Source organism: Pseudoduganella dura (assembly GCF_009727155.1).
Taxonomy (GTDB): Bacteria; Pseudomonadota; Gammaproteobacteria; order Burkholderiales; family Burkholderiaceae_D; genus Rugamonas; species Rugamonas dura.
Genome location: NZ_WNWM01000002.1, coordinates 6,886,170 through 6,902,421, shown reverse-complemented (window position 1 = coordinate 6,902,421; position 16,252 = coordinate 6,886,170). Strand labels below are relative to the sequence as shown.

Here is a 16,252-nt window from a genome sequence, read left to right as displayed (position 1 = left end):
ACGGACGGCCTGCCATCGCGGCCGTCCGGGTGGCGATGAGGGCACCGGACTTTGGTGGCGGTAGTTTGGCCACGGAAAGAATCCTATCATCAATAAACTGCTGAAGAACAACTTTTAGTTTTGATGAAGCCCGAATTGCAACGTAACTGTTGTGTCGATGTATCAAAGTTCCTGGGAGCATTCAATTGCAAGATTGTAATAAAATTGTCCCGCGGATATACTCATAGTTACCCAAATTCAACACCCACGACATCATGTCCACTCTGCTCGCCAGTGCCGCCGTTGCCACCGCCATGCTGTCCCACTGTTCGTGGAACCAGCCCGGCCGCAATCCGTATCGTGGCAGCGTGACCGAAGCGGTGTCCCGCTACGTGGATATTCCCGCGCCGGTACGCACCCAGCTGATCGCCAGGATCGAGAGCGGGCGCGCGGACGACACGGTTGCCATCATGCGCGACAGCATCGCTGGCAAGTACGATTACAGCCCGCGGATCACCGGCATGCATTTCGGCCAGCGCACCGTGTGCGAGACGGTTACGCGCAACGGCTGGTCCGCCGCGGCGCGCGAGCCGGCTACCGTGTATTGCGTGGGCGAGCAGTGCCTGATCGTGCCGAAAATCTGCGGCAACATCAGCCGGGTGCAACGGGTAGCGGGCGGCGGCAGCGGGGCGGGCGGGCCCAAGGCCGGGGCGGCGACGCCGCCGCAAGTGGATGCCATCCCCGTTGCCGAACCCGCGTTCACGCGCGTCGCCTCGCCCGACGACGTGGCCGCGGCCGACGCCATGGCGCAGACCGTGGCCAGCGAGCCGCAGCCGGCGCTGCTACCGTTGGCGGGCTTTCAATCGCCGTTCGGCGCGGTCACCTACGGCATGGGCGGCCACACGCCGGGCCCTGGCACGGAGCACACGCAACTGTCGCCCGTACCGGAACCGGCCACGCTCGGCATGATCGGCGCGGGCCTGGCGCTGCTGGCCGGCATGGCCCGGCGCCGCGCCCGCGGCCGCCGCGCCGCGCAGCAATAAGCTCCGGCCCGGCGCAAGCCGTCCGCCGGCGTGTTGGCATGCCGGCCGGCATCCAGGTTTGAATCGTGTCTCTCCGCGCATTCCCTCACCAGCTTGCGCGGTTGTATGGTTGCGCTCAACATCACATTCTGTGCAAAATTGAGCGCTAACAAGGCCGCGAGCGCGCGGCCGGATGCCTTACAACCCGAAGAGACGATATTGCGATCCACGACCCTCGCCAGCCTGCTGCTGGCCGCCAGCTGCACGCTCCCGCAAGTCCATGCCGCCACCCCGGCCGCCAAGGCCGCCAGGGCCGTTGCCGCCCCGATGCCCGCCGGCGTGTGGATGCCCGACCAGGGCGACGGCACCTTCATCAACCCGATCCTGAATGGGGACTATTCGGACCCCGACGTGGTGCGGGTCGGCGACGACTTCTACCTGACCGCCTCCAGCTTCACGAACGTGCCCGGCCTGCCGGTGCTGCATTCGAAGGACCTGGTGAACTGGACGCTGATCGGCCACGCGCTGGCGAAGAACGTGCCCGAGGCGCATCACGCGGTGCCGCGCCATGGCGGCGGCGTGTGGGCGCCGGCGATCCGCCATCGCGAAGGCCGCTTCTACATTTATTATCCGGATCCGGACTTCGGCATCTTCATGGTCAGCGCCACCGATCCGAAAGGGCCGTGGTCCGCGCCGGTGCTGGTCGACGATTCGAAGGGCGCGATCGATCCTGCGCCGTTCTGGGACGACGACGGCCAGGCCTGGCTGGTGCATGCCTTCGCCGGCTCGCGCGCCGGCTTCAAGAACGTCGTCACGCTGAAGAAGATGAGCGCGGACGGTACGCGCACCCTCGATGCCGGCAGGCGCATCATCGATGGCGACAGGCTGCCGAAGGCGGCCACGTCGCAGGGTCCGACGCCGTGGTTCACCACCGAAGGGCCGAAGCTGTACAAGCGCGGCGGCTACTACTACGTGTTCGTGCCTTCGGGCTCCGTCAAGGGCGGCTGGCAGGGCGTATTCCGCGCCAGGCATATCGAGGGGCCGTACGAGGGCCGCAACGTCATGGACCAGGGCGATACGGCGATCAACGGCCCGCACCAGGGCGCTTGGGTGCACACGCCGGCCGGCGAAGACTGGTTCGTGCACTTCTCGGACACCGACTCCTACGGGCGCCGGGTGTTCCTGCAGCCGATGCACTGGGGCGCCGACGGCTGGCCGGTCATCGGCGCGCGGCAGGGCAAGGAGCATTATGGCGAACCCGTCACCCGCCACCGCAAGCCGAAGGTGGCGGCGCAGCCACCCGCGACCGCGCCCGTCGCTAGCGACGAGTTCGACGATGGCCGCCACCTGGGCTGGCAATGGATGGCCAACCCGATGGCGGACTGGGTGGACGGCGGCGTGAAAGGGCGGCTGCGCCTGAAGGCAGTATCGTCCCCGGCCAACCTGTGGGAGGCGGGGCACCTGCTGACGCAGAAGCTGCCGGGCATGACGTTCTCGGTCACCACGTCCATCGAACTGAAGCCCGGCGGCCAGCCGGGCGAGCGTGCCGGCCTCCTGGTGTATGGCTACGACTATGCGTGGATCGGCCTGGAAAACACGCCGGCCGGCCAGCGGCTGGTGCAGGCCACGCGGCTCGATGCCGACCTGGGTGTCAACAAGGGGAAAGTGCAGCAGAGTTCCGAAACCGTGCTCGCGGCGCCGCTGGAAGTGACGGGGCCCGTCCACGTGCGGCTGTCGTTCAGCCCCGTCGAAGTGGCCGAACCGGCCCCCGACGTGCCGCATTACTGGCACTCGATGCTGCGTTCCACGCATGCCAGGGTGACCTTCAGCTATAGCCTCGATGGCGTCGCTTTCCGGCCATTCGGCTCCGCGTTCACCACGCGGCCCGGCCGCTGGGTCGGCACCCAGGTGGGACTGTTCGCGCAGGCGCCGGGCGGCACGCCGTCGAACACGGCCACGCGGGCCGGCTACGCGGAGTTCGATTACTTCCGTTTCGGCCGCTGACCGGGTCGCGCCTTTCCCTGGCGGGGGCGGCGTAGCCATGCCTTGCAACGCGATAAAAAAATATAGTTAGGAGTCCTTGACATATTTCCGGGATGGCCTAAGATGACGGTCATGGGCAGCGGTGAACGCGACGCAGCAGAAAGTGAAGCCCCCACCGCATCCCATTTTTCGTTCCCGATCTTCGTTCATGATATTTACGAATCCTAACTTACAGTCGAAAGGAATCGCCATGTCCGTCACCTCCCACCCCTCCGCCTCCGCCCGTGTCGCGCTCGTCGAACCCCGCACCGCCACGGGCATCGCCGGCGACCTGCTCGAACAGATCCACGGCACGTTCGGCGCCACGCCCAACATGTTCCGCGCCGTGGCCAATTCGCCGGCCGCCCTGGCCAGCATGTGGTCCGCGTTCGGCGCCCTCGGCGGCGGCACGCTGGGCCACAAGCTGGGCGAGCAGATCGCCGTGGCCATCGCCGATCGCAACGCCTGCGAATACTGCCTGGCCGCGCACACGGCGCTGGGCCGCAAGGCCGGCGCCAGTTCCGCCGAGATGAGCGCCGCCCAGGCCGGCCGTTCGGACGATCCGAAGACCGCAGCCGCGCTGGGGTTCGCCGTGGCCGTCGTCGAGCATCGCGCGCAGGTACGGGATGCCGACGTGGAAGCGCTGCGCGCCGCCGGTTTCGACGACGGGCAGGTCGTCGAAATCCTGGCGCACGTGGCGCTGAACCTGTTCACCAACTACGTGAACGTGGCGCTGCAGGTGCCGGTCGACTTCCCCGCCGTGAAGCTGGGGGCGAAGTGAACGGGCCCGCGCCCGAACTGGAAGTCTCGGCATGGTTCAACGCGCCGCAGCCGCCGACCCTCGAATCGATGCGGGGCAGGGTGGTGGTGGTGCATGCCTTCCAGATGCTGTGCCCGGGCTGCGTGAGCCACGGCATCCCGCAGGCGAAGGCCATCCGGAACCTGTTCTCGCCGGCCGACGTGGCTGTGATCGGCCTGCACACCGTGTTCGAGCACCACGCGGCGATGAACGACGGCGCGCTGGCCGCTTTCCTCCACGAGTACCGGATCGGCTTTCCGGTGGCGGTCGACCGGCAGTCGGAGCAGGGGCCGGTGCCGCGCACGATGCGCCGCTACGGGCTGCAGGGCACGCCCAGCCTGCTGCTGTTCGACCGCGCGGGCCGGCTGCGCCACACGCTGTTCGGCCAGGTGGACGACCTGCGTGCCGGAGCCCTGATCGGCCAGCTGCTGGCCGAAGCGGCAGTCGGCGGGCGCGGCGACGAGGGGCACGGCACCGACGGCTGTGGCACCGACGGATGCCGCGTGCCGGAACGGGCAACGGCATGAAGACCGGCGCGACCGCGCGCATCGCGTTCGGAACTGCTCAACCGTCCGCGTTGCGACGTGTCACGCTCCCCAGGATACCGGCCAACGCGTTGAGGTCGACGGGCTTCACGAAGTAATGGTCGAATCCGGCCGCGGCGGCCTGGTCGCGGTCGTTCGCCGTTCCGAAACCGGTCAGTGCGACCAGGACAGGCGGCCGGGATGCCGCCTTCCGGATACCGATCGCCAGGTCATGTCCGCTGCTGTCGGGCAGGCCGATATCGAGGATGCAGACGTCCGGTGCCGATGACCGCACCATCTCCAATGCCTTGCCTGCCGCATGCGCAAGCCGGACGGCGTGGCCCATCGTCGTCAGGAAGAACTGCAGCATCTCCGCCGCGTCGATATTGTCGTCCACGACCAGCACGTCGAGATGGGTGTCGCCAACCGGCAGTTGCGTCAGCCGGTCGGCGCCGCGCCGCTCGGGCAGCGCCGCATCCGGTGGCAGCGCCGGCACGCAGACCGTGAACCGGCTGCCATGGCCGAGCCCTTCGCTGTGGCACGACACGGCGCCGCCATGCATTTCGACCAGGCTTCGCACCAATGCCAGGCCGATGCCGAGGCCTCCCAATACCCTGTCCGAATTTCGCTGGACCTGCTCGAACAGTTCGAACATCCGTTCCTGTATGGCGGGTTCGATGCCGACGCCGTTGTCGGCCACTTCGATGCAGACGGTCGAGTCCGAGACCGACATGGCGATACGAATGTCTCCACCGGGCGGCGTGTACTTCGCGGCATTGTTGAGAAGGTTCGCGATGACCTGGACGAGCCGCTTCTCATCGCCGCTGACGTAAGCCCTGGCCGGCGCCAGGCTGATTGCCAGCGTGTGGCGGCGGTTTTCGATCAGCGGGCGGACCTGCTCGACAGCGTTGCCCACCACGGTCTTCATGTCGAGCGAGGTCATTTTCAACGTGACCTGGCCGCGCGATACCCGGGAGACATCCAGAAGGTCGTCGACCAGCTCGGTCATGTGCTTGACCTGGCGAATGATGACCTGGCTGGCTTTCTTCGACGACCCCGCATCGAGCGTGCCGAGCGCAAGCAGTTCGGCCGCGGCGCTCACGGGTGCCAGCGGGTTGCGCAATTCGTGCGCGAGCATGGCCAGGAACTCGTCCTTGCGCCGGTCCGCATCGCGCAGCGCCGCTTCCATCCGCTGCCGTTCGCCCACGTCGTGGAACACGATGACGATGCCGCCCGGTTCGCCATCCCTGCCGGGCATCTTCGACTGGCGCATTTCGATCACATGCCGGTCACCGCCTCGTGTGCGAAGCACTTGCGTTGTGCGCGGCGGTATGCCACTGGCGTCGGCCAGGACAAGCATCGCCTCGTGCGCGCTGTAGTGTTCGGGCTGCACGATGTCGAATACCTCTTCGACAGCGGTTCCCCTGGCTTGCGCCTGCGCCCAGTCGACCAGCCGCTCGGCCTCATGGTTGATGTATTCGACGCGGCCGGCAGCATCCACCGAGATGACCCCGTCGGCGATGACATCGAGCGTGACTTCGGCGCGCTCTTTCTCGGCAACCAGGTCGTCCTGCAGGCGCTTCATGCCGGTGATGTCCCGCGTGAGCTTGCAGAAGCCCTTGAGTTCCCCGCCGCCGTCCCGTATCGCAATGACTTCGACCATGGCCCAGAACAGCGAGCCGTCCTTGCGCTGCCGCCACGCTTCTTCCTGGAACGTTCCGTGCTCGGCCGCGTGCTTCAGATTATGTTCCGGATGGTGCCGGCGCCGGTCCTCTTCCGTATACAACATGCGGAAGTGCCGGCCGATCACTTCATTCGCAAGGTAGCCTTTCATGACTTGCGCCGCCGGATTCCAGGTCTGTATCATGCCGGCGGGATCGACCAGGAAAATGGCATAGTCGGTGACCTCCTCGACCATGCGGGAGAAGCAGAACTCTGCGAACGGATCGGCCATTTGCGCCCTCGATGTAGGTGGCATCAGCTGTCGGCGACGCCGTTGCAACTATACGTGCAAGTCACGCAGGCAGGCGAACGCCTGCCACCACGGCGATGTGCAGCAGTTACTGCCCAGCTCGCGTCGACAGGGCCACGATCGCGGCACCCGCGGCGACAACCAGCGCATCTTCGATCAGCCCGCTGCGGGTCTGGCCGATGCGCGCCATGGCCTGCTTGCGGCCGGCCAGCGTCAGGTAGGCGAGCGGCACGGCGGTCGCGACCGCGACCGCGGCGCCGGCTTTTTCCCGGCCCGGCGGCGCCAGCGCCGCGCCGGCGATCCCGGCGCTCATCACGCGCGCCAGCAGGCCCAGGAAGACGGTGCGGTCGGGCGCGCTCTTCATCTTGTCGCCGAACAGTTCACCCGCGCCCATCGCGAGCGCGCCGGCCTTGAACACGGGGCGGTCCAGCAGGAACAGTTCGCCGGAGGTATGGCGGCCCGCGAGGCGCGCCGCGGCGATGGTGGCCATCGGGGTCATCGAGCGGGCGCTGGCGACGGCGCCGATCAGGGCGGAGGGAAGGAAGTTGCGAATGGTCATCTTGTATGGGCTCTCGGGGAAGTGGGTTGTCGATCGCAACGGCATGCCGTCGGTCCGGGCGCAGGGCCCGGGCCGGCGCCCTGCCGGCGATCCAGTCGGATACGGTCTCGCCGTGCGAGACAGTCACTCAACTGTAGCCACCTCGGCGCCCCGGTGTCGCCACGTACATATTGCGGCCGCGCCGAGCGCCGCCCGGTGGGCCGCCGGGAGCGGCCGATGGCTGCCCGATGGCGGCGCCGGCTCAGCCCCCGGTACGTTTCGGTTCGTGGCCGTGTTTCCGGAGAAACGCCATGACCGGCTCGCAGTGGTCGCCCTGTACTTCGATCACGCCATCCTTCACGGTGCCGCCGGAACCGCATGCCGTGCGCAAGCCCTTGGCCAGGGTGGCCAGTGCGGCAGCATCGAGCGCCAGTCCGTCGACAAGCGTGACGCACTTGCCGCCCCGGCCCTTCGTGCTGCGCGACACGCGAACGATGCCGTTGCCGACGGGCGCGGCCTTGGCCTTGCACGTGCATGCCGACAGGGCCGACCGGCATTCGGGGCACATGCGCCCGCCGTCGGTGGAATAGACGAGGCCGCCGGATGAACTGCGTTTCATGTCTTGCCTGGATTTCGTAAGTTGTGAAGCATGCAGTTTAACCGACCCCGGCCACCCACCGGCAGCGTCGCGTTTCATCAATCCTCCTGTCTTTGCAAAAATATCTTTGCAACGTCGGGCGCTGATGGTAACGTTAACGCCAATGATGTTAGTGAAGATGTGAACCCATGAAAACCCCTCCCGTAACCCTGATCACGATCGCCGAAAAAGCCGGTGTCTCGGTCATGACCGTGTCGCGCGCGCTGAACGGCGAAGGCGCCGTGGCCGAGAAGACGCGGGCCAAGGTGCGTGCCATCGCGGCGGAACTGGGCTACTCGCCCAACCTGTCGGCGAAGATGATGAAGGGCAGCCGTACCAACGTGATCGGCATCCTCGTCAACGACCTCCAGTCGGCGGTGATCAACGAGATCATCGGTGCCGTCAGCGGCGCGGTGCGCCGGCTGGAGATGGACCTGGTGATCTACAACTCGATCGGCGGCGTCGACGACGCGCCGAACCGCGGCCTGGGCCACATGCTGCAGGGCCTGTGCGACGGCCTGCTGCTGATCCTGCCGCGCATCAGCGATGTGCACCTGCGCCAGCTCGAACAGCGCGACCTGCCGGTGGTGCTGGTGAACTACTGGCGGCCCACGCAGCTGCCGGTGGTCCGCGGCGGCAACGGTGATGCGGCCGCCGCCGTCACGCGCCACCTGCTGCAGCTGGGGCACCGGCGCATCGGCTTCATCGCCGGCTCGGCTTTTACCGGCCAGAGCCAGGAACGCCAGCGCGGCTACGAGGATGCGCTGGAGGGGGCCGGCATCGCCATCGATCCGGCACTGATCGCGCCGGGCGATTTCGGCCGCCGCTCGGGCTACGAAGCGGCCTGCGCGCTGCTGACGGCCGCCGACGCGCCCACGGCGATCTTCGCCGCCAACGACGAGATGGCGTTCGGCGCGATCGACGCGGTGCGCGCCTGCGGCCTGCGCATGCCCCAGGATGTCTCCGTGGTCGGCTTCGACGACATCCCCGCGGCGGCGCACGTGCATCCGGGCCTGACGACGGTGCGCCAGCCGCTGGCCGCGATCAGCGAGGCGGCCGTGCGCGAGCTGCTGCTGCGCATTTCCGGTGCGGGCGGCGAGCAGCAGCGGGTGGAGTTTCCATCCGAGCTGGTGCTGCGCGAATCCACCGCGAAGGCGCCGCGCCGCGCCGGTACCGCCATCCAGCCCCCGGCGCCGGCGGGTGCGGGCACCCGCAAGCGCGCCACCAGGAAGGGATGACGGTGAATACGTCGATGGACAAGCCGATGAATACGCCGAGACGCGCCGCGATGCCGGCCAGCCCGAACCCCGCGCCGGCCCGCGCGCCGGCCGGCTACCTGCGCCGCCTGGGCCGCGACCTGGCGCGCAACCGCGTCGCTTACCTGATGCTGCTGCCGGTGGTGCTGTACTTCGCGGTGTTCCATTACGTACCCATGTACGGCACGCTGATCGCGTTCAAGGACTTCAACCCGGCCGCCGGCATCGCCGGCAGCGAGTGGGTGGGTCTCGACTGGTTCCGCCAGTTCTTCAACGGCCTGTTCGTCGAGCGCCTGATCGCCAACACGCTGCTGCTCAACATCTACGACGTGCTGTTCGGCTTTCCCGCGCCGATCGTCCTGGCGTTGCTGCTGAACGAACTGACAAGCGAAAAATTCAGGCGGCTGGTGCAGACCATCACGTACCTGCCGCACTTCATCTCGGTGGTGGTGGTGGCCGGCATGCTGCTGGACTTCGCGGCCCGCGACGGCATCCTCACGCAGGTAGCCGTGGCGCTGGGCGGCACGCCGGACCCCCTGATCAACGATCCGTCGTGGTTCCGCACGCTGTTCGTCGGCTCCGAGATCTGGCAAAGCGTGGGGTGGGGCTCGATCATCTACCTGGCCACGCTGTTCGGCATCAACCCGTCGCTGTACGAGGCGGCGCGTATCGACGGCGCCAACCGCTGGCAGCGCATGGTGCATGTCACGCTGCCCGGCCTGCTGCCGATCGTCAGCACGCTGCTGGTGCTGCGGCTCGGGCAGCTGATGACCGTCGGCTTCGAGAAGGTGATCCTGCTGTACAACCCCGGCACCTACGAGACCGCGGACGTGATCTCGACCTACGTGTACCGCCACGGCATCCTCGATGCGAACTACAGCTATGCGGCCGCGGTCGGGCTGTGCAATTCCGCGGTGGCCCTGCTGCTGCTCGCGGCCGCCAATCGGCTCAGCCGCAAGCTGACCGGCAACAGCATCTGGTAGGAGACACCCATGCACGAGACCATGCAAGGCAGCCCGCTGCCACCTGCGGCAACGCTGCCCCGGCTGCGGCTGCGCCACTACCGGCCGCGCCGGGGATGGGGCAGTGCCGCCTTCGATACACTGAACGTCACTGTGCTCACGCTGCTGTGCTTCATCACCTTCTACCCGTTTTACTATGTGCTGATCGCATCGCTGAGCGAGCCGGTGGCGCTGGCCGCGCACCAGGGCCTGATGCTGCTGCCGCAGGGCCTGTCGTTCGAGGCGTTCGGGCGGGTCTGGCAAAACCCGATGGTGCGCAGCGGCTTCGCCAACACGCTGTTCATCGTCGTCGGCGGCACCGCGCTGAACCTGGTGCTGACCTGCTGCGGCGCCTATGCGCTGTCGCGCCGGCGGCTGATGCTGGAAAAACCCGTGATGCTGATGATCATCTTCACGATGTTCTTCACCGGCGGGCTGGTGCCGAACTACCTGCTGGTGCGCGACCTGGGCCTGCTCGACAGCCGCTGGGCGGTGATCCTGCCGTTCGCCGTCAGCGCCTGGAACCTGATCATCCTGCGCTCGGCCTTCAACGCGGTGCCGAAGGATTACGAGGAAGCGGCCCGCATCGACGGCGCCGGCGATCTCACGATCCTCACGCAGGTCTACGTGCCGCTGTGCATGCCCACGCTGGCGGTAGTGGCCATGTTCTACGCGGTGGCCCACTGGAACGGTTATTTCTACTCGATGATCTACCTGTCCGACCGCGAGCTGTTCCCGCTGCAGCTGGTGTTGCGCGAGATCCTCGTCTCGAGCAGTACCGATTCGATGATGACCGGCGAGGCCGCCGGTCGCGAGGCGCTCAGCACCACGATCAAGTACGCGACCGTGATCGTGGCCACGCTGCCCGTGCTGGCGGTCTATCCCTTCCTGCAGCGCTTCTTCGCCAAGGGCGTGCTGGTGGGCGGAATCAAGGAATGAGCGCTCTTTCTTCAGGACTGATGATGTTAACGTTACCGACGCGTTTATCGAACATGGTTCTGCTGAACCTTGCCCTGCTGTCGCTGCCATTGACTGCGGCGGCCAACGAGCCGCAGGCGCTGCCGATCGTGCGCGACCCGCTGACCCTGACGTGGTTCGTCAACTTCAACGCCAAGGCCGCCGTGTCGATGCACAGCTATGCCGAACAGACCGCCTACCAGGTGCTGGCCGAACGCACCGGCATCCGCGTGCGCTTCGACCATCCGCCCCTCGGCGCCGAGAAGGAGCGCTTCAACCTGCTGGCGGTATCCGGCAAGTATCCGGACGTGATCGAGGCCGACTGGTTCGGCTATCCGGGCGGTTCGGAAAAGGCGCTGCGCGATGGCGTGATCATTCCGCTCAACGACCTGATCCGTCGCCATGCGCCGAATTTCCAGGCGCTGCTGGACGCGAACCCGGAAGTGTTCCGCCAGGTGTCCACGGCCGACGGGCGCATCTATGCGTTCCCGATGCTGCGCCTCGATCCGGAGGTGCGCAGCGTGTGGGGGCCGCAGATCCGCGCCGACTGGCTGCGGAAGCTGGGGCTCGCCGCGCCGCGGACGATCGACGACTGGTACCGCGTGCTCAAGGCGTTCCGCACGCGCGACCCCAACGGCAACGGCAAGATGGACGAGATCCCGTTTTCCGTGTTGACGATCAACGGCGACCGCGCGGTGCCGGGGCTGCCCGCGCCGATGTGGGTCTTCCTCGGCGGCTTCGGGCTGGCGCCGGAATTCTTCCGCAAGGATGGCCGCGTGCATTACAGCCCGGCGGAACCGGCCTACCGCGATTTCCTGGCCACGATGCGCCGCTGGTACGCGGAAGGCCTGATCGATCCCGATTACGTATCGCAGACCGAACGCCAGTTCGACGCGCGCATGACCAACAACCTGGTCGGCGCCTACGCCGGCTTCAACGGGGGCGGCCTGGCGCGTTTCACCAGCATGAACCGGCAGCGCTTTCCCGGCTTCCGGCTGGTGGCGGTCCCTTACCCCAGCGGTCCGGGCAGCGGCGGACGGCATTTTCTTACCTGGCCGGAGGCTGGGCAGATCTATTCGGGCCTGGGGGCCGCCGTCAGCAGCCAGAACCGGCACGTGGTGGAAACCGTGCGCTACCTCGATTACGGCTATTCGAAGGAGGGCGGCCGGGTGCTGGCCTACGGGCGCGAAGGGCTCAGCTACACGATGGTCGACGGCCAGCCGCGCTACACGCAAAAGGTGATGCACCACCCCACCTTGTCGGTGGCCGAAGCGATCTACGTGCACGCCCGCGTGCAAAGCGCGCCGCTGGTGCAGGACGCCAACTACCTGACGCAGTTCTACACGATGCCGGAACAGCGCGAAGCGGTCGCCACGTGGGCCGCCGCCTCGCCGGAACTGCTGCTGCCAGCACTGGAAGTCGACCCTGCCGACTCGCGCAAGTTCAATGCCATCATGAGCGACCTGAAGCTGTACATCGCGGAGATGACGACGCGCTTCATTACCGGCCGCGAGCCGATGGAAAATTTCGACCTGTACCTGAAACGGCTCGACCAGGCGGGCGTGCGGCGCGCGACAGGCTATATGCAGAAGGCGCTCGACCGGTACCACGCCAAATCCGCCGCACGCACACCTGCGCCCCCGACACAAGCGGGCAAATGATGCGCGCCATGGCGGCACCGGCCTTTGTTGCCTGGAATAGTTAACGTTACCAACAATAATCACGACCTGAACATGATTTCAACCACCCTGGAAATCCCGGCGCGGGGCGCCGTCTTCGACGAGGCGCTGGCGCTGGCGCTGCGACAACTGGCTGCCAATCTCGAACGCTTTGCCGAACGGTTCCCGGACGACACGACGGCCGGCAACCACTACACGCTGCGCCGCTACGAGCACCACGAGCCCGGCGTCAACGCCGGCTGGACCAGCGGCTTCTGGACCGGCATGCTGTGGATCGCGCACGAGTTGACCGGCAACCCGGCCTTCGGCCAGGCCGCCGCGCGGCAGTTGCCCAGCTTCGCATGGCGGCTGGCCGAACGCATCCAGGTCGACCACCACGACCTGGGCTTCCTGTACACGCCGTCGGCGATCGCCGAGTGGCGCAACACGGGAGATAGCCGCGCACACCGCATCGCGCTGCAGGCCGCCGACTGCCTGATGGCGCGCTACCTGCCGGGCGCCGGCATCATCCAGGCCTGGGGCGACCTCGACGACCCGGCACAGCGCGGCCGGATCATCATCGACTGCCTGATGAACCTGCCACTGCTGCACTGGGCTTCCACGCAAAGCGGCGAGCAGCACTACCGTGACGCGGCGCTGTCGCACCTGCGCCAGTCGCGCGACCACCTGGTGCGGCCGGACCACTCCAGTTTTCATACGTTCCACTTCGATCCCGTATCCGGCGCACCGCTGCGCGGCAGCACCGCGCAGGGCCGCTCGGACGACTCGTGCTGGGCGCGCGGCCAGGCCTGGGGCATCTACGGCTTCGCGCTGAACCACCGCCATGCGCCGGACCTGGGCCTGCTCGACGTGGCGCGCGGCCAGGCCGATTACTTCCTCGCGCGACTGCCGCCACATGGCGTGGCGTACTGGGACCTGGCCTACGGCGACGGCAGCGGCGAGCCGTGGGACAGCTCGGCATCGGCCATCGCCGCCTGCGGCCTGCTGGAACTGGCATCGCTGATGCCGCCGGGAGCGGAGGGCGCGCGCGACCGGGCGCATTACCACTCGGCGGCGCTGCACATCCTCGAAGGGCTGGCACGGCGCTGCGCGGCCAGCCCGCCGCACAGCGATGCGCTGCTGCTGCACGGCGTCTACAGCAAGCCGCACGGGCAGGGCGTCGACGAGGCGAACCTGTGGGGCGATTTCTTTTATCTCGAAGCGCTGGCCCGGGTCGCACGCGGGTGGACCAGCTACTGGTAACGGCGGCGCGGGAATCGTGGAGGAGGAGACAACCATCACTGCACTGCATAGCACTGCACGCGAATCGGCTTACATCAAAGTAGTTAATAAAAGTTAGTCAATAACATAGGCAGTTCTCATCAGGAGAAAACATGATTACGCACTACAGCAGCAATTCCACCAGCGGCCCGCGGCTGCGGCCCGCGGCGGCAGCCATCGCGCTCGTCGTCATCCCTGCGATGCTGGGCGCCGTGCCCGCCCGTGCGCAGCAGGCCGAAGGGTCGGAGGGCGCGAAACTCGAACAGGTGGTGGTGACCGCCAACAAGCGGGCCCAGAACCTGCAGGACGTGCCGGCCGCCATTTCGGTGATCAGCGACGCCACGCTGCAGCGTGCCAACGTGCGCGACATCGACGACCTGCCGTCGCTGTCGCCGGCGCTGACGATCTCGTACGGCTCGCAGCCCGGCAACAACAGCATCAACATGCGCGGCATCGGCACGTTCTCGCTGGGCATCGGCACCGAGTCCGACGTTTCCGTGATCGTCGACGACATCCCGATGGGCATGCAGGCCGGCGCGTTCAAGGACATGACGGACATCTTCCGCGTGGAGGTACTCAAAGGACCGCAAAGCACGCTGTTCGGCAAGTCGTCGATCGCCGGCGTGCTGAACATCACGACGAAACCGATCGCCGGCACGCGCAAGGCCAGCACCAGCTTCCTGCTGACGGACGACAGGGAGTGGCGCGCCAGCGCCACCGTGTCCGGCCCGGTGAGCGACACGCTGCGCGGGCGCATCACGGTGAGCAAGACCGGCTTCGGCGGCGTGGTCGACAACATTTACGATGGCTCGAAACTGAATGGCAGCCGCGGCGAAACCATCATGGGCAAGTTCGAGTGGAATCCGACGGACCAGTTCCAGGCCGTGTTCTCGCCGCACTACAACCGCACCAACCGCAATTGCTGCGTGAACCCGTACACATCGATGACACCGGGCGGCTTTTATCAGAACGTCCCGCAATTGCCCGCCACGGAACTCAATGCCGGCATCCCGATCGGGCCCGGCAACACGAAGGTCAGCAACGATTACCCGGCCGGCGGCAAGTTCCGCGACGCCGGCGCCGGCCTGCGCCTGAACTGGCAGTTCGGCGACGATTCGGCGCTGGCGGGGCACAACCTGACGTCGATCACGTCGTTCGACAACTACCACATGGACGACTACCAGGATGGCGACGGCACGAGCGCCGATATCCTCCGGTACCTGCCGGTGAACGGCCGGCCGACCGGGCTGTCCGGCGGCCTGTACAGCTACGGCACGTTCGACGTGAAATCGGTCACGCAGGAAGTGCGCCTGACGTCGCCCGACACGGGCCGGTTCCGCTACGTGGCGGGCTTCTGGTACGGCCGCAATATGCTGGGCCGCGTGCTGGTGCGGGCACCGGCCAGCAGCTACGTCACCGCGTACGAAGCGCAGGCATGGAATACGAACTACGCGCTGTTCGGCCAGTCCAGCTTCGCCATTACCGCCACGACCAGCGTGATCGCCGGCCTGCGCGCGAACCGCGAGGATTCCGGCTACGGCTTCACGCGCTTCACGCCGCCGCCGGCCGCGCTGGTGCCCACCGAGTTCTACACCGACGACCATTCCGACAATGCGGTCACCGGCAAGTTGGAACTGGAGCATCACCTGAACCGCGATGCGATGGCATATGCCGTGTACTCCACCGGCTACAAGGGCGTGGCCTACGATTTGACCAGCGGCTTCAACGCCGCGGTGGCACGCAACCAGCCGGTCGATCCGGAAAAGGCGAAGAACTTCGAACTGGGCGTGAAGACCACGCTGCTGGACAACCGCGCCACGCTCGATATCGCGCTGTTCAACACGAACTTCCGCGGCTTCCAGCAATCGGCCGGCTTCGTCGACGACGACAACATCTTCCGCACCACGCTGCACAGCATCGGCGGCCTGCGCACCCGCGGGCTGGAAGTCGACGGCACGCTGCGCGTGAGCCGCGCGCTGCTGCTGAACGGCAGCTTCGCATGGACGCAGGCCACCATCACGGAATTCGAGAACGGCCCGTGCTACAGCGTGCTGAACGCGGCTGGCACAGGCGCGGCCGTGGGCGGCAATTGCGCGCCGAACCCGAAGTATGCCAACGCCAACGTGCAGAACCTGGCGGGCGCCACGCTGCCCAACGCGCCCAAAATCAAGCTGAACCTGGGCGGCCAGTTCGACCTGCCGCTGCGGGAAGCCGGCTTCGACCTGTTCTTCACGGGGGCGTATCGCTGGCAGAGCCGCACCCAGTTCGCGCTGAACCAGGATCCGGTGACAGTGCAGGGCGCGTACGGCATCGCGAACGTCGGCTTCGGCCTGAAGGACAAGCGCGACCGCTACAAGCTGTCGGTCTTCGTCAACAACCTGTTCGACAAGACCTATGCGATCGGCCTCGGCAACTCGGTGGCCACCGGCACCTGGAGCGCCCGCGCGCCGAACCCGGTGGCGGTCGTCAGCACGACGTCGTGGCTGCCACCGCGCGACTACACGCGCTATGTCGGCGCCCGGCTCGACCTGAACTTCTGATGCCGGGCATCTGATGTCGAACTGTTGATGCGGGGCTTCCGACGCCGAGTTTTTAATTCGGTCCGT

13 protein-coding genes are annotated in these 16,252 nt (G+C 66.9%); 10 read left to right on the top strand and 3 right to left on the bottom strand.

The features are described 5' to 3' along the window. Positions 1 to 254: 254 nt before the first annotated feature. From GJV26_RS29695 to GJV26_RS29680, 4 genes are all read left to right on the top strand, one after another. Positions 255 to 1,022: an MHFG family PEP-CTERM protein gene (locus GJV26_RS29695; RefSeq protein ID WP_155712141.1), complete on the top strand. Its 768-nt coding sequence runs from the start codon at positions 255 to 257 to the stop codon at positions 1,020 to 1,022. 198 nt (positions 1,023 to 1,220) lie between these two features. Further along, a complete protein-coding gene (locus tag GJV26_RS29690; protein WP_229419504.1) occupies positions 1,221 to 3,005 on the top strand; it encodes a glycoside hydrolase family 43 protein in 1,785 nt (594 codons plus the stop codon). Positions 3,006 to 3,234: 229 nt separating this feature from the next. After that, complete coding sequence (locus GJV26_RS29685) at positions 3,235 to 3,804, top strand: carboxymuconolactone decarboxylase family protein (protein ID WP_155712140.1); 570 nt, start codon at positions 3,235 to 3,237, stop codon at positions 3,802 to 3,804. Beyond that, positions 3,801 to 4,349, top strand: coding sequence for a redoxin family protein (locus tag GJV26_RS29680; RefSeq protein ID WP_189442011.1), 549 nt, complete (start codon positions 3,801 to 3,803; stop codon positions 4,347 to 4,349). The genes GJV26_RS29685 and GJV26_RS29680 overlap by 4 nt, the downstream gene beginning before the upstream one ends. Before the next feature lie 37 nt (positions 4,350 to 4,386). Here the strand turns inward: GJV26_RS29680 and GJV26_RS29675 are convergent, their stop codons facing one another. From GJV26_RS29675 to GJV26_RS29665, 3 genes are all read right to left on the bottom strand, one after another. Further along, positions 4,387 to 6,300, bottom strand: coding sequence for a PAS domain-containing hybrid sensor histidine kinase/response regulator (locus GJV26_RS29675; protein ID WP_173346311.1), 1,914 nt, complete (start codon positions 6,298 to 6,300; stop codon positions 4,387 to 4,389). 106 nt (positions 6,301 to 6,406) lie between these two features. Further along, positions 6,407 to 6,877: a hypothetical protein gene (locus tag GJV26_RS29670; RefSeq protein WP_155712138.1), complete on the bottom strand. Its 471-nt coding sequence runs from the start codon at positions 6,875 to 6,877 to the stop codon at positions 6,407 to 6,409. A gap of 241 nt (positions 6,878 to 7,118) precedes the next feature. Next, the gene (locus GJV26_RS29665; protein WP_155712137.1) at positions 7,119 to 7,475 is read right to left on the bottom strand and encodes a translation initiation factor Sui1; all 357 of its coding nucleotides are present in this window, start codon (positions 7,473 to 7,475) and stop codon (positions 7,119 to 7,121) included. Positions 7,476 to 7,642: 167 nt separating this feature from the next. Here GJV26_RS29665 and GJV26_RS29660 point away from each other — a divergent pair, with 167 nt between their 5' ends. From GJV26_RS29660 to GJV26_RS29635, 6 genes are all read left to right on the top strand, one after another. Continuing rightward, on the top strand, positions 7,643 to 8,731 hold the full coding sequence (locus GJV26_RS29660) for a LacI family DNA-binding transcriptional regulator (protein ID WP_155712136.1): 1,089 nt from the start codon (positions 7,643 to 7,645) through the stop codon (positions 8,729 to 8,731). Between the two features lie 26 nt (positions 8,732 to 8,757). After that, positions 8,758 to 9,732 (top strand): ABC transporter permease, encoded by a 975-nt coding sequence (locus tag GJV26_RS29655; RefSeq protein WP_155712135.1) that lies wholly within the window; start codon positions 8,758 to 8,760, stop codon positions 9,730 to 9,732. A gap of 9 nt (positions 9,733 to 9,741) precedes the next feature. After that, positions 9,742 to 10,689 (top strand): carbohydrate ABC transporter permease, encoded by a 948-nt coding sequence (locus GJV26_RS29650; RefSeq protein WP_229419503.1) that lies wholly within the window; start codon positions 9,742 to 9,744, stop codon positions 10,687 to 10,689. Positions 10,690 to 10,742: 53 nt separating this feature from the next. Continuing rightward, positions 10,743 to 12,368: an extracellular solute-binding protein gene (locus GJV26_RS29645; RefSeq protein ID WP_173346310.1), complete on the top strand. Its 1,626-nt coding sequence runs from the start codon at positions 10,743 to 10,745 to the stop codon at positions 12,366 to 12,368. Between the two features lie 72 nt (positions 12,369 to 12,440). Beyond that, the gene (locus GJV26_RS29640) at positions 12,441 to 13,628 is read left to right on the top strand and encodes a glycoside hydrolase family 88 protein (protein WP_155712133.1); all 1,188 of its coding nucleotides are present in this window, start codon (positions 12,441 to 12,443) and stop codon (positions 13,626 to 13,628) included. A gap of 131 nt (positions 13,629 to 13,759) precedes the next feature. Continuing rightward, positions 13,760 to 16,186, top strand: a complete 2,427-nt coding sequence (locus GJV26_RS29635; protein WP_155712132.1) for a TonB-dependent receptor — start codon at positions 13,760 to 13,762, stop codon at positions 16,184 to 16,186. Positions 16,187 to 16,252 lie beyond the last annotated feature (66 nt).